This window comes from Pseudomonas sivasensis, from assembly GCF_052938085.1.
The window spans coordinates 557,378-572,676 of record NZ_CP176442.1 but is presented as its reverse complement, the minus strand read 5'-3'; the positions used below and the strand labels follow the sequence as shown (position 1 = coordinate 572,676).

18 protein-coding genes are annotated in these 15,299 nt (G+C 61.9%); 8 read left to right on the top strand and 10 right to left on the bottom strand.

The window, feature by feature from the left end:
* Positions 1-24: 24 nt before the first annotated feature.
* From thiL to nrdR, 7 genes are all read right to left on the bottom strand, one after another.
* Positions 25-990: a thiamine-phosphate kinase gene (thiL, locus tag ACKZ62_RS02805; protein WP_447096298.1), complete on the bottom strand. Its 966-nt coding sequence runs from the start codon at positions 988-990 to the stop codon at positions 25-27.
* Between the two features lie 18 nt (positions 991-1,008).
* Complete coding sequence (nusB, locus tag ACKZ62_RS02800; protein ID WP_032884564.1) at positions 1,009-1,509, bottom strand: transcription antitermination factor NusB; 501 nt, start codon at positions 1,507-1,509, stop codon at positions 1,009-1,011.
* The gene (ribH, locus tag ACKZ62_RS02795; protein ID WP_003176356.1) at positions 1,506-1,982 is read right to left on the bottom strand and encodes a 6,7-dimethyl-8-ribityllumazine synthase; all 477 of its coding nucleotides are present in this window, start codon (positions 1,980-1,982) and stop codon (positions 1,506-1,508) included. The genes nusB and ribH overlap by 4 nt, the downstream gene beginning before the upstream one ends.
* Positions 1,983-2,070: 88 nt before the next feature.
* Positions 2,071-3,162 carry a bifunctional 3,4-dihydroxy-2-butanone-4-phosphate synthase/GTP cyclohydrolase II gene (ribBA, locus tag ACKZ62_RS02790; RefSeq protein ID WP_032884563.1) on the bottom strand — a complete coding sequence of 364 codons (1,092 nt, stop codon included), beginning with the start codon at positions 3,160-3,162 and terminating at the stop codon, positions 2,071-2,073.
* A 15-nt stretch (positions 3,163-3,177) separates the two neighbouring features.
* Positions 3,178-3,840: a riboflavin synthase gene (locus ACKZ62_RS02785; RefSeq protein WP_032884562.1), complete on the bottom strand. Its 663-nt coding sequence runs from the start codon at positions 3,838-3,840 to the stop codon at positions 3,178-3,180.
* Between the two features lie 47 nt (positions 3,841-3,887).
* A complete protein-coding gene (ribD, locus tag ACKZ62_RS02780; RefSeq protein ID WP_032884561.1) occupies positions 3,888-5,024 on the bottom strand; it encodes a bifunctional diaminohydroxyphosphoribosylaminopyrimidine deaminase/5-amino-6-(5-phosphoribosylamino)uracil reductase RibD in 1,137 nt (378 codons plus the stop codon).
* A complete protein-coding gene (gene nrdR / locus ACKZ62_RS02775) occupies positions 5,021-5,491 on the bottom strand; it encodes a transcriptional regulator NrdR (RefSeq protein WP_163033267.1) in 471 nt (156 codons plus the stop codon). Before nrdR ends, ribD begins: the two co-directional genes overlap by 4 nt.
* A gap of 139 nt (positions 5,492-5,630) precedes the next feature.
* On the opposite strand from nrdR, the gene ACKZ62_RS02770 reads away from it, so the two are divergent.
* Genes ACKZ62_RS02770 through trxA form a run of 3 tightly spaced genes read left to right on the top strand, consistent with a single transcriptional unit; the run spans position 5,631 to position 7,650 of the window.
* Entirely contained in the window at positions 5,631-6,086 is a 456-nt protein-coding gene (locus ACKZ62_RS02770) for a YbaY family lipoprotein (protein WP_032884559.1), read from the top strand.
* The gene (locus ACKZ62_RS02765) at positions 6,083-6,745 is read left to right on the top strand and encodes a class I SAM-dependent methyltransferase (RefSeq protein WP_032884558.1); all 663 of its coding nucleotides are present in this window, start codon (positions 6,083-6,085) and stop codon (positions 6,743-6,745) included. The genes ACKZ62_RS02770 and ACKZ62_RS02765 overlap by 4 nt, the downstream gene beginning before the upstream one ends.
* A 32-nt stretch (positions 6,746-6,777) precedes the next feature.
* Positions 6,778-7,650 carry a thioredoxin gene (gene trxA / locus ACKZ62_RS02760; protein ID WP_032884557.1) on the top strand — a complete coding sequence of 291 codons (873 nt, stop codon included), beginning with the start codon at positions 6,778-6,780 and terminating at the stop codon, positions 7,648-7,650.
* On the opposite strand, the gene ACKZ62_RS02755 is transcribed toward trxA, so the two are convergent.
* Positions 7,647-7,994 carry a hypothetical protein gene (locus ACKZ62_RS02755; protein WP_099603289.1) on the bottom strand — a complete coding sequence of 116 codons (348 nt, stop codon included), beginning with the start codon at positions 7,992-7,994 and terminating at the stop codon, positions 7,647-7,649. The genes trxA and ACKZ62_RS02755 overlap by 4 nt on opposite strands.
* Positions 7,995-8,126: 132 nt before the next feature.
* On the opposite strand from ACKZ62_RS02755, the gene ACKZ62_RS02750 reads away from it, so the two are divergent.
* The 5 genes from ACKZ62_RS02750 (at position 8,127) to ACKZ62_RS02730 (ending at position 12,036) form a co-directional block, all read left to right on the top strand.
* Entirely contained in the window at positions 8,127-8,726 is a 600-nt protein-coding gene (locus ACKZ62_RS02750; RefSeq protein ID WP_447096297.1) for a DUF2796 domain-containing protein, read from the top strand.
* Positions 8,727-8,732: 6 nt separating this feature from the next.
* On the top strand, positions 8,733-9,443 hold the full coding sequence (locus ACKZ62_RS02745; RefSeq protein ID WP_122681791.1) for an ABC transporter ATP-binding protein: 711 nt from the start codon (positions 8,733-8,735) through the stop codon (positions 9,441-9,443).
* 1 nt (position 9,444) lies between these two features.
* The gene (locus ACKZ62_RS02740) at positions 9,445-10,710 is read left to right on the top strand and encodes an ABC transporter permease (RefSeq protein WP_027605183.1); all 1,266 of its coding nucleotides are present in this window, start codon (positions 9,445-9,447) and stop codon (positions 10,708-10,710) included.
* A gap of 11 nt (positions 10,711-10,721) precedes the next feature.
* Entirely contained in the window at positions 10,722-11,243 is a 522-nt protein-coding gene (locus ACKZ62_RS02735) for a DUF3299 domain-containing protein (protein WP_032884553.1), read from the top strand.
* Positions 11,244-11,337: 94 nt separating this feature from the next.
* Entirely contained in the window at positions 11,338-12,036 is a 699-nt protein-coding gene (locus tag ACKZ62_RS02730; RefSeq protein ID WP_095186186.1) for an OmpW/AlkL family protein, read from the top strand.
* A gap of 126 nt (positions 12,037-12,162) precedes the next feature.
* On the opposite strand, the gene ACKZ62_RS02725 is transcribed toward ACKZ62_RS02730, so the two are convergent.
* Positions 12,163-13,047, bottom strand: a complete 885-nt coding sequence (locus ACKZ62_RS02725; RefSeq protein ID WP_032884551.1) for a sugar nucleotide-binding protein — start codon at positions 13,045-13,047, stop codon at positions 12,163-12,165.
* A gap of 112 nt (positions 13,048-13,159) precedes the next feature.
* Positions 13,160-15,244, bottom strand: a complete 2,085-nt coding sequence (locus tag ACKZ62_RS02720; protein ID WP_122756015.1) for a mechanosensitive ion channel family protein — start codon at positions 15,242-15,244, stop codon at positions 13,160-13,162.
* Positions 15,245-15,299 lie beyond the last annotated feature (55 nt).

Here is a 15,299-nt window from a genome sequence, read left to right as displayed (position 1 = left end):
TAGAGGGTAGCGCAGCACGCCGACTCAGGGCGTCTCGCGAAAGTGCTGATAACCCCGGATGGCCGGAGTGATGTCCTGCCCGTTGGCGTCGAGGAGCGTCACACCCTGCCCCGCCTGGACACGGCCAATAACGTGCACCGGCCAACCCGCGGCCAGCAGCGGTGCCAACTCGACGGACGGCAAGGTGAAGGCCAGCACGTAGTCGTCGCCACCGCTCAATGCAGCCACCCGCGCCTGGTCATCACCGACAAACGCCAGCAAGGCGCTGGACAGCGGAAGCTTCTGACGCTCGATCAACAGGCTGACGGCCGACGCCTTGGCGATATGCCCGCAATCGGCCAACAGCCCGTCGGAGATATCCATCGCAGCCGTCGCCTTGCCCCGCAGCGCCAGCCCTAAAGCCAACTGCGGCTGCGGTGACCAGTAATGGGCCAGCAGAGGATCAGCGATGGCCGCATCGGCGTTGCGCTGGCCCAGCACGAGTGGCAAGGCGCCAGCGGCATTGCCCAACTCACCGCCCACGCACAGCAGGTCCCCCGGCTGCGCACCGCTGCGCGTCAACGCTTGGCCCGCTGGCACACGGCCGAACACCGTCAGGGTCAAACTGAGCGGCCCCCGCGTGGTGTCGCCGCCCACCAAGCCCACGCCGCAGCTTAGCGCCATGGCGTTCAAACCCTGGGCATAGCGTTGCAACCAGTCGGCATCGACGGTGGGCGTAGTGAGTGCAAGGGTAAACGCGAGGGGGTTGGCGCCCATGGCAGCCAGATCGCTCACCGCCACCGCCAGCGAACGCTGGCCGAGCAGGAACGGATCGCAAGGGTCGGCAAAGTGCACGCCGGCCACTAAGGTATCGGTGGAAATTGCCAGTTGCTCCCCGGCAGGAAGCGCCAGCAGGGCACAGTCGTCGCCGATCCCCAAGACAATGCCCTCGCCGCCCTGCGCACAGGGCGCGGCGGCAAAGTACTTGTGGATCAGCTCAAACTCGCCCATCGAGAACTCAAGCGCAACTTAGCGCTTGTGTTCCTTCACTTCGGCTTCACGCAGGCGCGGAGCCAGCTTGTCGAGCACGCCGTTGACGAACTTGTGACCGTCGGTCGAACCGTAGACTTTCGCCAGCTCGATACCTTCGTTGATCACCACGCGGTACGGCACGTCGACGCGCTTGAGCAGTTCCCAGGTGGACAGGCGCAGTACGGCCAGTTCAACCGGGTCCAGCTCTTCAAGGGTCAGGTCCAGGCACGGCGTCAATGCAGCGTCGATCTCGGTCAGGTTGGCCGGGACGCCGTGCAGGATGTCGTGGAAGTAGCTCTGGTCGGCAAAGGTGAAGTCGTTGTCGACGCGAAATTGCGCTTCGATTTCGTTCAGCGAAGTACCGGCCATATGGCGCTGGTACAACGCCTGGGTGGCGAGCTGACGGGCAGCACGGCGCTTTTCGCTCTTCGAAGGTTTGCCGGCGTCCGCTGGACGCTCGTCGCGCGGGTTGAAACGATCGCTCTCGTCGGAAATCACTTGGCCTCCAACTGCGACAGCAGGCTGACCATTTCCAGGGCGGACAGAGCAGCTTCAGCGCCTTTGTTGCCGGCCTTGGTGCCGGAGCGCTCGATGGCTTGCTCGATGGAATCAACGGTCAGTACGCCGAAAGCGACTGGCACGCCGAACTCCATGGACACCTGGGCCAGGCCCTTGGTGCATTCGCCGGCCACGTATTCGAAGTGCGGGGTACCGCCACGAATCACAGCGCCCAGGGCGATGATTGCTGCGTATTCACCCTGCTGAGCAACTTTTTGCGCAACCAGTGGAATTTCGAAGGCGCCAGGGGCACGGATAATCGTGATATCGCTTTCGCTCACACCGTGGCGAACCAGGGCATCCACGGCACCGCTTACCAGGCTTTCAACCACGAAGCTGTTGAAGCGGCCAACCACCAGGGCATAGCGGCCTTTGGGGGCGATGAAGGTACCTTCGATGGTCTTCAGGGTCATTCGACAAATCTCTTAAAGAGCCGGGACGCGAAAAGTGCGTCCCTCAGTGATGATTTAACCGCGAACAAGGGGCAATAGACGCCAGCCTTTATTCGGAGGGCACGTATTCTACAACTTCCAGATCGAATCCGGATATCGCATTAAATTTCATCGGTGCGCTCATGAGGCGCATTTTGCGCACACCGAGGTCACGCAGGATCTGCGAACCGGCACCGACGATGCTGTAGGTGGTCGGTGTTTTCACCTGAGTCTGCTCGGCGGTCTCGCGGATATGGGCAAGCAATACATCGCCGTCCACCGGGTTACCCAGCAGCAGCACCACACCGCTGCCCGCCTCGGACACCGCAGCCATCGCGGCGCGCAGGCTCCAACGGCCCGGTTGCTTGACCATCAACAGGTCGCGCAGCGGGTCCATGTTGTGCACACGCACCAGGGTCGGTTCGTCTGCGCTGATGGTGCCCAGGGTCAGGGCCATGTGCACATCGCCCTCCACTGAATCACGGTAGGTCACCAAATTGAATTGGCCCAATTCGCTGTCCAGTGGCTGCTCGGCAATCCGCTGAACGGTACGTTCGTGGATCATCCGGTAGTGAATCAAGTCGGCAATGGTGCCTATCTTGATGTTGTGCTCGGCGGCAAATGCTTCGAGTTCGGCGCGACGAGCCATGGTGCCGTCGTCGTTCATCACTTCGCAGATCACACCGCTCGGCTCGAAACCGGCCATGCGCGCCAGGTCGCAGGCTGCTTCTGTGTGGCCGGCACGGGCCAGAGTGCCACCCGGTTGGGCCATCAGCGGGAAGATGTGGCCTGGGCTGACGATGTCTTCGGCCTTGGCGTCTTTGGCGGCAGCGGCTTGAACGGTACGGGCGCGGTCAGCGGCGGAAATGCCGGTGGTCACGCCTGTGGTCGCTTCAATCGACACGGTGAACTTGGTACCAAAACCCGAGCCGTTACGCGGCGCCATCAACGGCAGCTTGAGCAGCTCGCAGCGCTCGCGGCTCATGGGCATGCAGATCAGCCCGCGAGCGTGCTTGGCCATGAAGTTGATGTGCTCAGGCTTGCAGGCCTCGGCGGCCATGATGATGTCGCCTTCGTTTTCACGGTCTTCGTCATCCATCAGGATGACCATCTTGCCTTGGCGGATGTCTTCAACCAGTTCTTCGATGTTATTGAGCGCCACGCGGCACCCCCTTGGTCAGGATTTCAGGTAGCCGTTAGCGGCCAAAAAACTCTCAGTGATGTTCCCAGTTGCAGGCTCTGCGGCCTTATCGCCCATCAGCAGGCGCTCCAGGTAACGGGCAAGCAAGTCGACTTCCAGGTTCACCCGGCGACCAGGCTGGTACGACGCCATGATGGTTTCGCTCAGGGTGTGGGGAATGATGGTCAGTTCAAATTCGGCGCCATTCACGGCGTTCACGGTCAGGCTGGTACCGTCGACAGTGATCGAACCTTTATGGGCAATGTATTTGGCCAGCTCTTTGGGCGCGCGGATGCGGAATTCCACGGCGCGGGCATTTTCGCTGCGGGCAACGACTTCGCCGACACCGTCGACGTGGCCGCTGACCAGGTGACCACCGAGACGGGTGGTGGGCGTCAGGGCTTTTTCGAGGTTGACCGGGCTGCCGGCCTTGAGGTCATTCATCGCGGTGCAGTCCAGGGTTTCCCGGCTGACGTCGGCGGCAAAGCCATTGCCCGGCAGTTCGATGACAGTCAGGCACACGCCGCTGACGGCGATGCTGTCGCCCAGCTTGACGTCGCCGAGGTCGAGCTTGCCGGTTTCAACCAGCAGGCGCACGTCGCCGCCCTTGGGGGTCATGGCGCGAATGCTGCCGATGGATTCGATAATGCCGGTGAACATGGCCTTCTCCTGGAAAACGGGGCGGGCACTTGAGCGCCCGGTCAGAATTATACGCTCGCTGCTGGCACAGGGATGGCAGTGACTCGCCAGTCGTCGCCTACAGCGCGCATTTCAGTGATCTTGAGTTGGGGGGCGTCGGCCAGTTTCTCAAGCGGCCAGTCCAGCAAAGGCCGGGCAGCGGAGCCGAGGAACTTGCCGGCGACGAAAATCACGTATTCGTCCACCAGACCTTGCTGGGCAAACGCCCCTGCCAGGCTTGGGCCAGCTTCCACCAAGACTTCGTTGACGCCACGGGCGGCCAGCGCCACCAGCGCCGAGCGCAGGTCGACCTGGCCTTCTACGCCTGGCACCACCAGACACTCGGGGCCTCGGGGGAACTGGTTTTCCGGGGTGACACAGGTGATGACCAATGCCGGGCCCGCCTTAAAGAAGGGTGCGTTGAGCGGCACCCGCAGGCGGCCGTCGATCAACACACGCAACGGCGGGCGCGACATGGCCAGGGCGGTAGTTTCTTCATCCAGCCCCAGCTCGGCAGCACGGACGGTAAGCCGCGCACCGTCAGCCAACACCGTGTCGGCGCCAGTCAGCACCACGCTGGCCTCGGCGCGCAGGCGCTGCACGGCGGCGCGGGCGGCGGGGCCGGTGATCCATTGGCTTTCGCCGCTGGCCATCGCGGTACGACCGTCCAGACTCATCGCCATTTTGATCCGCACGAACGGCAACCCGTGTTCCATCCGTTTGAGAAAGCCTTTGTTGAGCGCCCGCGCCTCACCTTCCAGTACGCCACTGCGCACCTCGATCCCGGCCTGGGCCAAGCGCTGCATGCCGCGCCCGGCAACTTCCGGGTTAGGGTCCTGCATCGCCGCGACCACCCGCGCCAGCCCGGCGCTCACCAGCGCATCGGCGCACGGCGGGGTGTGACCATAGTGGCTGCACGGTTCGAGGGTGACGTATGCCGTGGCGCCTCGGGCCTTATCGCCGGCAGCCCGCAAGGCATGCACTTCCGCATGGGGCTCGCCCGTGCGCACATGCCAGCCTTCGCCGACAACCTGCCCATCGCGCACAATCACGCAGCCAACACGCGGGTTAGGGTGGGTGGTGTACAGGCCGTTGCGCGCCAGTTCAAGGGCGCGGGCCATGTAATGGGCGTCGAGGACAGTTTGTTCAGCAGAAGGAGGAATCATGGTTTGACCGGCTCACGGGCCAGGCGGTCGATCTCTTCGCGGAACTCATTGAGGTCCTGGAAGCGTCGATACACCGAAGCGAAACGGATATAGGCGACTTCGTCGAGCTTTTGCAGCTCGCCCATCACCAACTCTCCCACCACCAGGCTCTTGACCTCGCGCTCGCCAGTCGCTCGCAGCTTGTGCTTGATATGCGCCAGCGCCGCCTCCAGCCGCTCGACACTCACCGGGCGTTTTTCCAGCGCGCGTTGCATACCGGCGCGCAGTTTTTCTTCGTCGAAAGGCTGGCGGCTGCCGTCGGACTTGATCAGACGTGGCAATACCAGTTCGGCGGTTTCGAAGGTGGTGAAACGTTCACCGCAGCCAGAGGCCAGGCATTCGCGCCGGCGACGTACTTGATCGCCCTCGGCGACCAGACGCGAGTCAATGACCTTGGTGTCGTTGGCACCGCAGAAGGGACAGTGCATGGTGGCAGGCAACAAAAAAAGGGAGGGCCATGGTAGCGCATCCCTGTGGCAAGACAAGCCATAGCCTTTACGGTATACAGGCGGGCTATTATGTTTCTTACATTTCAAGCCACGGATTTTGTCCTTTCTGGAGCCGTACATGCAGTTACGACCACTTGTTTTGCTCACCCTGTTCAGTGTCCTGGTCGCCTGCAGCAGCGAAGCCCCCAAGCCGTCTGCGCCCCAACCGGTGCCTGCGCAGGAGAAAAAAGTCCCTGGCATTGAAGACCTGGGCCCCCTACCCGCCTACCAACGTGAAATCAACGGCAGCCTGACCAACGTCCCCGCCGGTGCCGAAGTCGAGATGGCCCTGCTGGTGATCGACGACCGTTCGCGCCCGCAACAACTGCTCGCCAGCAGCGTACTGACCGGCAACGGCAAGCCCGTGGCCTTCCGCCTGCGTTTTAACCCAGAGGCTTTCCCGGCCGGTGCACGGGTTGAGCTGCGTGGCCGCGCCAGCCAGTCCGGTCAGTTGATCCTGCACCTGCCCGCCGTACGCATCACCCAGGCAATCACCCAGACCACCGGCCCCCTGGAACTCGTCAAGGCACCATGACGCCCCCGTTGGACTTGCAGCGCGCCCTGAGCGAGCTGATCGGCGACGCTCAACTGGTGCCCTGCCCGCTGCCGGGCACCGAGCTCTCGTTGTGGCTGTTGGATGCGGACAACATGGACCGCGCCTTCAGCCCGGAAGAAACCCGGCGCATCCTGCATGAGCCGCCCTACTGGAGTTTTTGCTGGGCCAGCGGCCTGGCATTGGCGCGGTATTTGGCGGCGAACCCCGAGTGGGTCGCGGGCAAGCGCGTGCTGGACTTCGGCGCCGGTTCCGGCGTGGCCGCGATTGCGGCGGTTAAGGCGGGTGCGGTGGAAGTAGTTGCCTGCGACCTGGATCCGCTGGCGTTGGCATCTTGCCGCGCCAATGCCGAGCTCAATAACGTGGAATTAACCTATTCGCCGGACTTCTTCGCCGAAGCCGATCGCTTCGACCTGATCCTGGTAGCCGATGTGCTTTACGATCGCGCCAACCTGCCACTGCTGGATCATTTCCTCAGCCGCGGCCGCGAAGCACTGGTGGCGGACTCACGGGTGCGCGACTTCCAACACCCGGCTTATCAGCGCCTGGAAATCCTCGATGCGCTGACGTTGCCGGACTTGGCCGAGCCTTGGGAGTTTCGCAAGGTGAGCCTGTACCATTCGCGGCGCCAGCCCTTATAGTTGCCCCATTCCCGCTTTATTCGAGACGCCCCATGAGTGAGCCCACGCCGTACATCTTCGACGTCACCGCCGCCAACTTCGACCAGGCCGTGATTCAGAACTCCTTCGAAAAACCCGTATTGGTGGATTTCTGGGCCGAGTGGTGCGCGCCCTGCAAGGCCTTGATGCCGATGCTGGCGCAGATTGCCGAGAGTTATCAGGGCGAGTTGCTGTTGGCGAAGGTCGATTGCGAAGCCGAGCAAGACATCGTTGCGCGCTTTGGTATTCAAAGCCTGCCGACGGTGGTGCTATTCAAGGATGGCCAGCCGGTAGACGGGTTCGCCGGAGCCCAGCCGGAGTCGGCTGTGCGAGCGCTGTTGGCGCCGCATGTGCAGATGCCCGCGCCGAAGGCGGCGGATCCATTGGTACAGGCACAAACGTTGTTTGCCGAAGGGCGCATCAGCGACGCCGAAGCCGTACTCGTCGCGCTGCTGGGCGAGGACAACACCAACGCCGCCGCGCTGATTCTGTACGCACGCTGCCTGGCCGAACGCGGTGAGCTGGGTGAAGCCCAAACCGTGCTCGACGCAGTGAAAAGCGACGACCACAAAGCCGCGCTCGCCGGGGCCAAGGCGCAAATCACTTTCCTGCGCCAAGCCGCCGACCTGCCGGACGCCGCCGACTTGAAAAGCCGTCTGGCGCAAAACCCGCAGGACGATGAAGCAGCGTATCAGTTGAGCATCCAGCAACTGGCGCGCCAGCAGTACGACGCCGCGCTGGAAGGCTTGCTCAAGTTGTTTATCCGCAACCGCGGCTACAGCGAAGGCCTGCCGCACAAGACCCTGTTGCAAGTGTTCGAACTGCTGGGCAATGACCACCCGCTGGTCACCGTGTACCGCCGCAAGTTGTTTGCCGCGCTGTACTAATCACCGATCCAACTGTACAGCGGCGTATCCCCGCCGCTGCTCACCTTGACCTTAGCGCTGTGGCGCAGGCGCACCAATAGTCGCTTGCCCGCCGCAGCATCCCCCGCCAAACCTTCCAATCGATCAAGCAACTCCAGGCCGCTGAGTTGTCCGGCGTTGCGCAACAGGTCCTGGGCGTTCTGCCACAGGTCATCATTGTGTTTGACCGGCGCTACCGGCGCGGCGGCGGCGCTGGCTGCCGGCGTCGCCTGCAATTGCGCGCCCAACTTTGCCCAATCGCCGTCGTCCAGTTCCAGGGTTAAGTCCACCGGCAGGTCGCCGATGGTTCCACGAATTCGCAACATCGTCCTGACTCCTGCAGTTTTTCTGACGGGCATGCTCCCATGCGGCTTGCGCAACGCCAAGCAGACGGTCAAACTCTCGGCCTTATTGTTATAAGATCACATAACATAACTTTCATGTTCTGGAGCCCTCTCATGCGCCGTCTGCTGCTCGCTTTGCCGTTTGCCCTGCTGCCACTGGCCATCGCCCATGCGGCTGAAGACCATGATCACGACCACGAACACGGCAGCCTCGGCGCGCACGAGCACGGCGTCGGACGTCTCAACGCCGTACTCGACGGCCAGACCCTGGAGCTTGAGCTGGACAGCCCGGCAATGAATCTGGTGGGGTTCGAGCACGTCGCCACCACTGCTGCAGATAAGGCCAAAGTCGCCGCTGCACGCAAACAGCTGGAAAACCCATCGACCCTGTTCAACCTGCCCAAGGCCGCCGGTTGCGTGATCAGCTCCCAGGAGCTCAACAGCCCGCTGTTCGGTGACAAGCCGGAAGCCGACCACGACGATGACCACGATCACGACGCCAAAGACGGCGCCCACGAACATCATCACGACCACAGCGAAATCCACGCCCACTACCAATTCACCTGCGCCACGCCGACTGCGTTGAGCAATCTGGACCTGACCCAGGTATTCAAGACCTTCCCCGCCACTCAGAAAATTCAGGTACAACTGATCGGCCCGAGCGGCCAGCAAGGTGTTGATGCCACCGCCACAGCAGCCACCCTGAAGTTCTGAGTTCACATGACCCAAGCACTGATCGAACTGTCTGACCTGGGCTTCAACTGGCCCGGTCACCCACAGTTGCTGGACATCCCCGCCTTCCGCCTGGAAGCGGGTGAAACCCTGTTTCTCAAGGGCCCGAGCGGCAGCGGAAAAACTACGCTGCTTGGTCTGTTGGGCGGCGTGCAGAAACCCAGCCGAGGTAGCATTCGCTTGCTCGGCCAGGAGCTGACCGAACTCTCGGCCGGCGCCCGTGATCGTTTCCGCGTCGACCATACGGGCTACGTCTTCCAGCAGTTCAACCTGCTGCCGTTCCTGTCGGTGCGCGAAAACGTTGAGTTGCCTTGCCACTTTTCCAAACTGCGTGCACAGCGGGCAAAGCAGCGCCACGGCAGTGTCGACCAGGCCGCCGCTACATTGCTCGCGCATTTGGGCTTGAAGGATAAAGACCTGCTGGAGCGCCGCGCCGATTCGCTGTCCATCGGCCAGCAACAACGGGTGGCTGCCGCACGCGCGCTGATCGGCCAACCGGAATTGGTGATCGCCGACGAACCCACCTCAGCCCTGGACTACGACGCCCGCGAAGCTTTCCTTCAGCTGCTGTTCGCTGAATGCCGCGACGCCGGCGCCAGCCTGTTGTTTGTCAGCCATGATCAGAGCCTGGCGCCGCTGTTCGACCGCAACCTGTCGCTGGCCGAACTCAATCGCGCCGCCACGCCCGCAGAGGTTTGAGATGTATTTGTTTCGTCTAGCCATGGCCAGCCTGGCTAACCGTCGCTTTACCGCGATCCTCACCGCGTTTGCCATCGCGCTTTCAGTCTGCTTGTTGCTCGCAGTGGAACGGGTTCGCGTTGAGGCGCGCAACAGTTTCGCCAGTACCATCAGCGGCACCGACCTGATCGTCGGCGCCCGCTCCGGTTCGGTCAACCTGCTGCTGTATTCGGTATTTCGCATCGGCAACGCCACCAACAACATCCGCTGGGACAGCTACGAGCACTTCGCCGCCAGCCCCCAGGTGAAATGGGCGATCCCGATTTCCCTCGGCGACTCCCATCGCGGCTACCGGGTGATGGGTACCAACGAGTCGTACTTCGAGCATTACCAGTACGGCCGCAAGCAAAACCTCGAACTGGCCAGCGGCCGTGCCTTTGCCACCGACCCGTTCGAAGTGGTGCTCGGTGCCGAGGTCGCTGATGCCCTGCACTACAAGCTCGGCGACAAGCTGGTACTGGCCCACGGCGTGGCGGTGGTCAGCCTGGTCAAGCACGATGACAAGCCGTTCACCGTGGTCGGTATCCTCAAGCGCACCGGCACGCCGGTGGATCGCACGTTGCACATCAGCCTGGGCGGCATGGAAGCTATCCATATCGACTGGCACAACGGTGTGCCGGCCCAGGGCAAAGGCCGCATCAGCGCCGATCAGGCTCGCAATATGGACCTGACCCCGCAGGCCATTACCGCCTTCATGCTCGGCCTGAACAACAAGATTTCCACCTTCGCCCTGCAGCGCGAGATCAATGAATTCCGCGGCGAGCCGATGCTGGCGATCCTGCCCGGCGTGGCGCTGCAAGAGCTGTGGAGCATGATGGGCACCGCCGAAAAAGCGCTGTTCGTGATCTCGCTGTTTGTGGTGCTGACCGGCTTGATCGGCATGCTCACCGCCATCCTTACCAGCCTCAACGAACGCCGCCGCGAAATGGCGATCCTGCGTTCGGTGGGGGCACGGCCGTGGCATATCGCAACGTTGCTGATCTTCGAAGCCTTCGCCCTGGCCCTGTCCGGCGTGATCGCAGGCGTGGGTTTGCTGTATGTGTGCATTGCCGCGTCGCGTGGGTATTTGCAAGCCAATTACGGGCTGGACCTGCCGATGTCCTGGCCGAGCGAATATGAATGGACCTTGCTCGCCGGTATCCTGGCTGCTGCGCTGTTGATGGGCAGCGTGCCGGCCTGGCGCGCCTACCGACAATCCTTGGCCGATGGCCTGTCCATACGTTTATGAGGAAGGACTCGATGCGTCGTGCCCTGTTTGCACTGTTGTTGCTGGTGGCGGTACCCGCCTGGGCCGATGAGCAGCCCAAGGATTTGTCCTGGCAGGAGATGATCCCACCGGACGCGCCGCCAGAAGTCCCCAATATGAAACCGCTGCACGACCTGTCGAACATGGCCGATGCCTTGTCCGTCGAAGCCGCGCCGGCGGCCAAGCAGGACCTGCCCAACGCGCCGGTGGTGCAGAGCCTCAATGGCCAGCACATCCGCCTGCCGGGTTATATCGTGCCGCTGGAAGTCAGCGAAGAAGGCCGTACCACCGAGTTCCTGCTGGTGCCGTATTTCGGCGCGTGCATCCACGTACCGCCGCCGCCGTCGAACCAGATCGTGCATGTGAAAAGTGAAGTCGGCGTGAAGCTCGATGAGCTCTACCAGCCGTATTGGATCGAAGGCGCGATGCAGGTCAAGCCGTCTACCAGCGAACTGGCGGACGCCGGTTACCAGATGGATGCCGAGAAGATTTACATGTACGAACTGCAGGAATAACGCTGATCGTCCTTTCATTGAGCTGAGTCAACAGACCGAACGGAACGATCTTTACCATTGGACGTACAACTTTTAAACGTCCTTTGGAGCTCCCATGAACAAGTCTCTGCTCGGCGCGTCCCTCTTCGCGCTCGCCCTCGTCGCCCCCATTGCCCATGCTCACGAAGCGGGCGACATTCTGGTTCGCGCCGGTGCTATCACCGTGAACCCGAAGGCCGACAGCAGCACCGTCAAGGTTGACCAGGGCCCGCTGGCCGGTACCAACCTGGGCGGCAAGGCGACCATGAGCAGCGACACCCAACTGGGCCTCAACTTCGCCTACATGCTGACCAACCACGTGGGTATCGAACTGCTGGCCGCCACGCCGTTCGAGCATGACGTGAAGATCAAGGGCACCGCCCTCGGCGGCGCCAACGGCAAGCTGGGTACGCTGAAACACCTGCCGCCAACCCTGAGCGTCGTGTACTACCCGCTGGACAACAAGTCCCCGTTCCAACCGTACGTAGGCGCCGGTATCAACTACACCTGGATCTACGACGAACACGTCGGCAGCCGTGCCCAGGGCGCAGGCTTCAGCAACTTCAAAGCCGAGAACTCATGGGGTTGGGCTGCGCAGATCGGCGCGGACTACATGATCAACGACAAGTGGATGATCAACGCCCAGGCGCGTTACATCGACATCAGCACCAAGGCTACCGTGGAAAACAACGCCGTGGCGCCGGGCACCCGTGCCAAGGTCAATGTGGACGTGGACCCAATGGTTTACATGGTGGGTATCGGCTACAAGTTCTAAGCAAAACTGCATAAACAACTGTGGGAGGGGGCTTGCTCCCGATGACGGTGGATCAGTCAACAAACCAGTGACTGGTACACCGCTATCGGGAGCAAGCCCCCTCCCACATTTGGTTGTGCGTTGGGTTCAGCTGTGGCGGTAAAACCGATCCAATAGCGCCGGAAGCCCCGCCCGCCAGGCCCGCGGCTTGATGCCAAAGGTATGCAGGATTTTCTTGCAGGCTAACACCGCGTGCTGCGGCTCGTCCGTCGCATCCGGCCGGGCCGCGTGGGCTTGGGCGGTGGGCGATTCGATGGCCAACGGATGGAAAGTGCGCGCTTCGGTGAGGATCGCCTGACCCAGCGCCAGCGGCGTAGTCGCCTCCTGGCCGGCGTAATGGTAAGTGCCCCACAGCGGCGCCGCGCAATCAAGTTGCTTGAGCACCGAAATGATCACCCGCGCCGCATCATCCACAGGCGTCGGGTTGCCACGGCGGTCATCCGCCATCAGCAATTCATCCGGTTTCTCGGCCCGAGCCAGGAAGCGCCCGAGGGTGCCATCCACACTGTCATCCAGCAGCCAGCCAAAGCGCAGCAACACATGCTGCGGGCACGTGGCGCGCACACTCTGTTCGATACGCCACAACGCCTGGCCACGCAGGCCCAGGGGCACCGGCTCGTCCTTTTCGCTGTAGGCGGTGGCACGGGAGCCATCGAATACGCGGTAGCTGGACGGTTGCAGCAAGGTGATGTTGTGGTGTTGGCACAGTTCGGCCAGGCGCTCGATAGCGAACTCCTGCGAAGCCAAACGGGTTTCGCTGACGGCTTCGGCCTGGAACCAGTCGAAGTAGTAGGCGAGATTGATCAAGGCATCGGGACGGGTGTCGTCGAGCAATTGGGTGAGGCTCGCGGCATCCCAGCCGTCTTGGGGCGGTTTGGGTGCGAGGAAACCGATGTCTTCCTCTGCACCGAGGCGAATCAGCGCCTGCCCGAGGGCATTCCCGCCGCCCAATAACATAAGGCGCATTCGCATAGATTGAGCAGGCCCGGTCTGTTTGGAACGTTGGCTATGGTCGGCAGGCCCGTGGGCCTTGCCGCTGGCATTTGCCAGAATCGTTGCATTTTGCGGGTTTGTAGCGCAACCGTCACGGATTAAGTGTCTTGACGCCTGGCTCTGCGGGCTCATGCTCCAACGCCGCACGCTGGGGCACCATGACCTGCTGTGGATAAGTCTGCGCGAAGTGCACCTCGGGGCAGTTATCCACAAGCTTTTTCAGACGCTGGTTAAACGCGCGACTGACAGCATATTGCCCACCCGATACCGTGCGGAACTGCGCTGTGAGCACCACGCCATTGAGGTCCATCTTGTCGACACCAAACACTTCCAGCGGCCCTTGCAGGTTGTACTTGAGGAAGACATCGTCGCGGATCGACTGACCGGCTTCACGAATCAACTCCACGGCCTTGTCCACATCGGTGTCGTAGGTGAACTGCACCGAGAAGAACGCATAGGCAAATTGCCGCGACTGGTTGGTGACCGCCTTGATCTGCCCGAACGGCACCGAATGCACAAAGCCCTTGCCGTCACGCAGACGCAGGGTGCGGATAGTCAGGCCCTCGACGGTGCCGGCGTGGCCGGAGTCGAGCACCACCCAGTCGCCGATGGACAGCGTGTCTTCAATGATGATGAACAGCCCGGTGATCACATCCTGCACCAGTTGCTGAGAACCAAAACCAATGGCAAGGCCGACCACACCAGCACCCGCCAGTAGCGGCGCGACATTGATGCCAAGGTTGGCCATGGTGGTGATCGCGCAGATGACCACCAGGATGATCTTCACCGCATTACGCAACAGCGGCAGTATGGTTTTCACCCGCGTGCTCGGCTGGCGACTGGAGCGTTTGTTTACCGGCGGTTTCAGCGCTTCCTGGATCGCCGTGTCGAGCACCACCCAGAACAACCATGTCATCAGTAGAATCAAACCGATGCTGCTCAAAGAGTCGCTGATCGCCCGCCCTACCGAGTTGCGCTGGGCAAACTCGAACAGGGACACGCCCCAGATCCGCCCAAGGATTTCGATAAAGGCGATCGCCATGACAATGCGCAGGATCGCGTGCAACAGGCTCAAGAAACGATCTTTATAGGCGCTGCTGCGCTGGATCGCTACCTGGCTGCGGGACTTGAACAGGTGTTGCAGCACGGTGCTCAAGAACACGGTGCCAATCAGCAGAATCGTGGTGAACAGCGCGCAACGCAGGGCTTTCTGGTTATCGTCACCGGCGCCGATGAGGTTGATTGCCGAGACCAGCACCATCAATAGAATCGGCCAGTACCAAAGGCCGGAAAACACCCGCAAAGACTGCTGCAACGCCGGATGTTTAAGGCGCTGGGCCAGTGGCCGATTGCGGATCAGATGGGCGACCGGCCGACGCAAGCGCACCACCAGCACGCCGAAAATCACCGCCGCGAACAGGCCGGTAAATACCGCAATACTGCTGGTGATGTTGCCGCCAAGCTGGCGGGCGATTTGCGGGCTGGTCAGGGCATCGCTGAGGGCGGCGAGGAAGCCAATCAGGAACAGCGGCTTGGGGCAGTAATCGCGAATAATCTGCACCGCCGGCCGCTTGTGGCCGAAGTTGAACATGACAATCACGCACAACAGCATCGAGGTGGAAAAGATCCCGCTGCTGGTGGCATAGGCAAAACACAGTGCCAACGCGCGCCCCACCGAAGTGGGCAGGAAGTGACTGACATAAAGGGTCAGCGGCAGGCAGATCAGCGCCGGGATCGTGTAGGGCACCACATACCCGAGCACCGCATGCAGGCGTTTGCGCTGTGCGACGAATGACCGTCGGCCCAAGCGCTGCACGATAAACCGCCCCAACAACGTCAGCACGGTAAATGCGCCGACCCACACACCTGACAGCAGCAGAAAATTCCCGGCCACACTCCACGGCGAACGTTCTGACGTTTGGTCGACCAACCGCCCTACCTCATCCGCCGCCCTGTCCGCACGCAGGCGCCAGGCGTCGATCAGGCTCTGATTGAGGTCGAGCTTGTCTTGCACGTCGTCGATGCTGGAACTGATGGCACCGAGCAGTCCGCCTTCCACCAGCAACTCTGGCTTGGCCGGCGTCTCGGGTTCGGGCGCAACCGCCGCGGCGTGCAGTGCGCCACTGCCGCAAAACAGCAGCGCACCGAGCAGTAATGCAGTCTTGAGATTCAGCAAAACACCGAGTTCCTTCAGAAGGGTCTGTAAGGAACTGACGGGTTTCAGCAGGGAT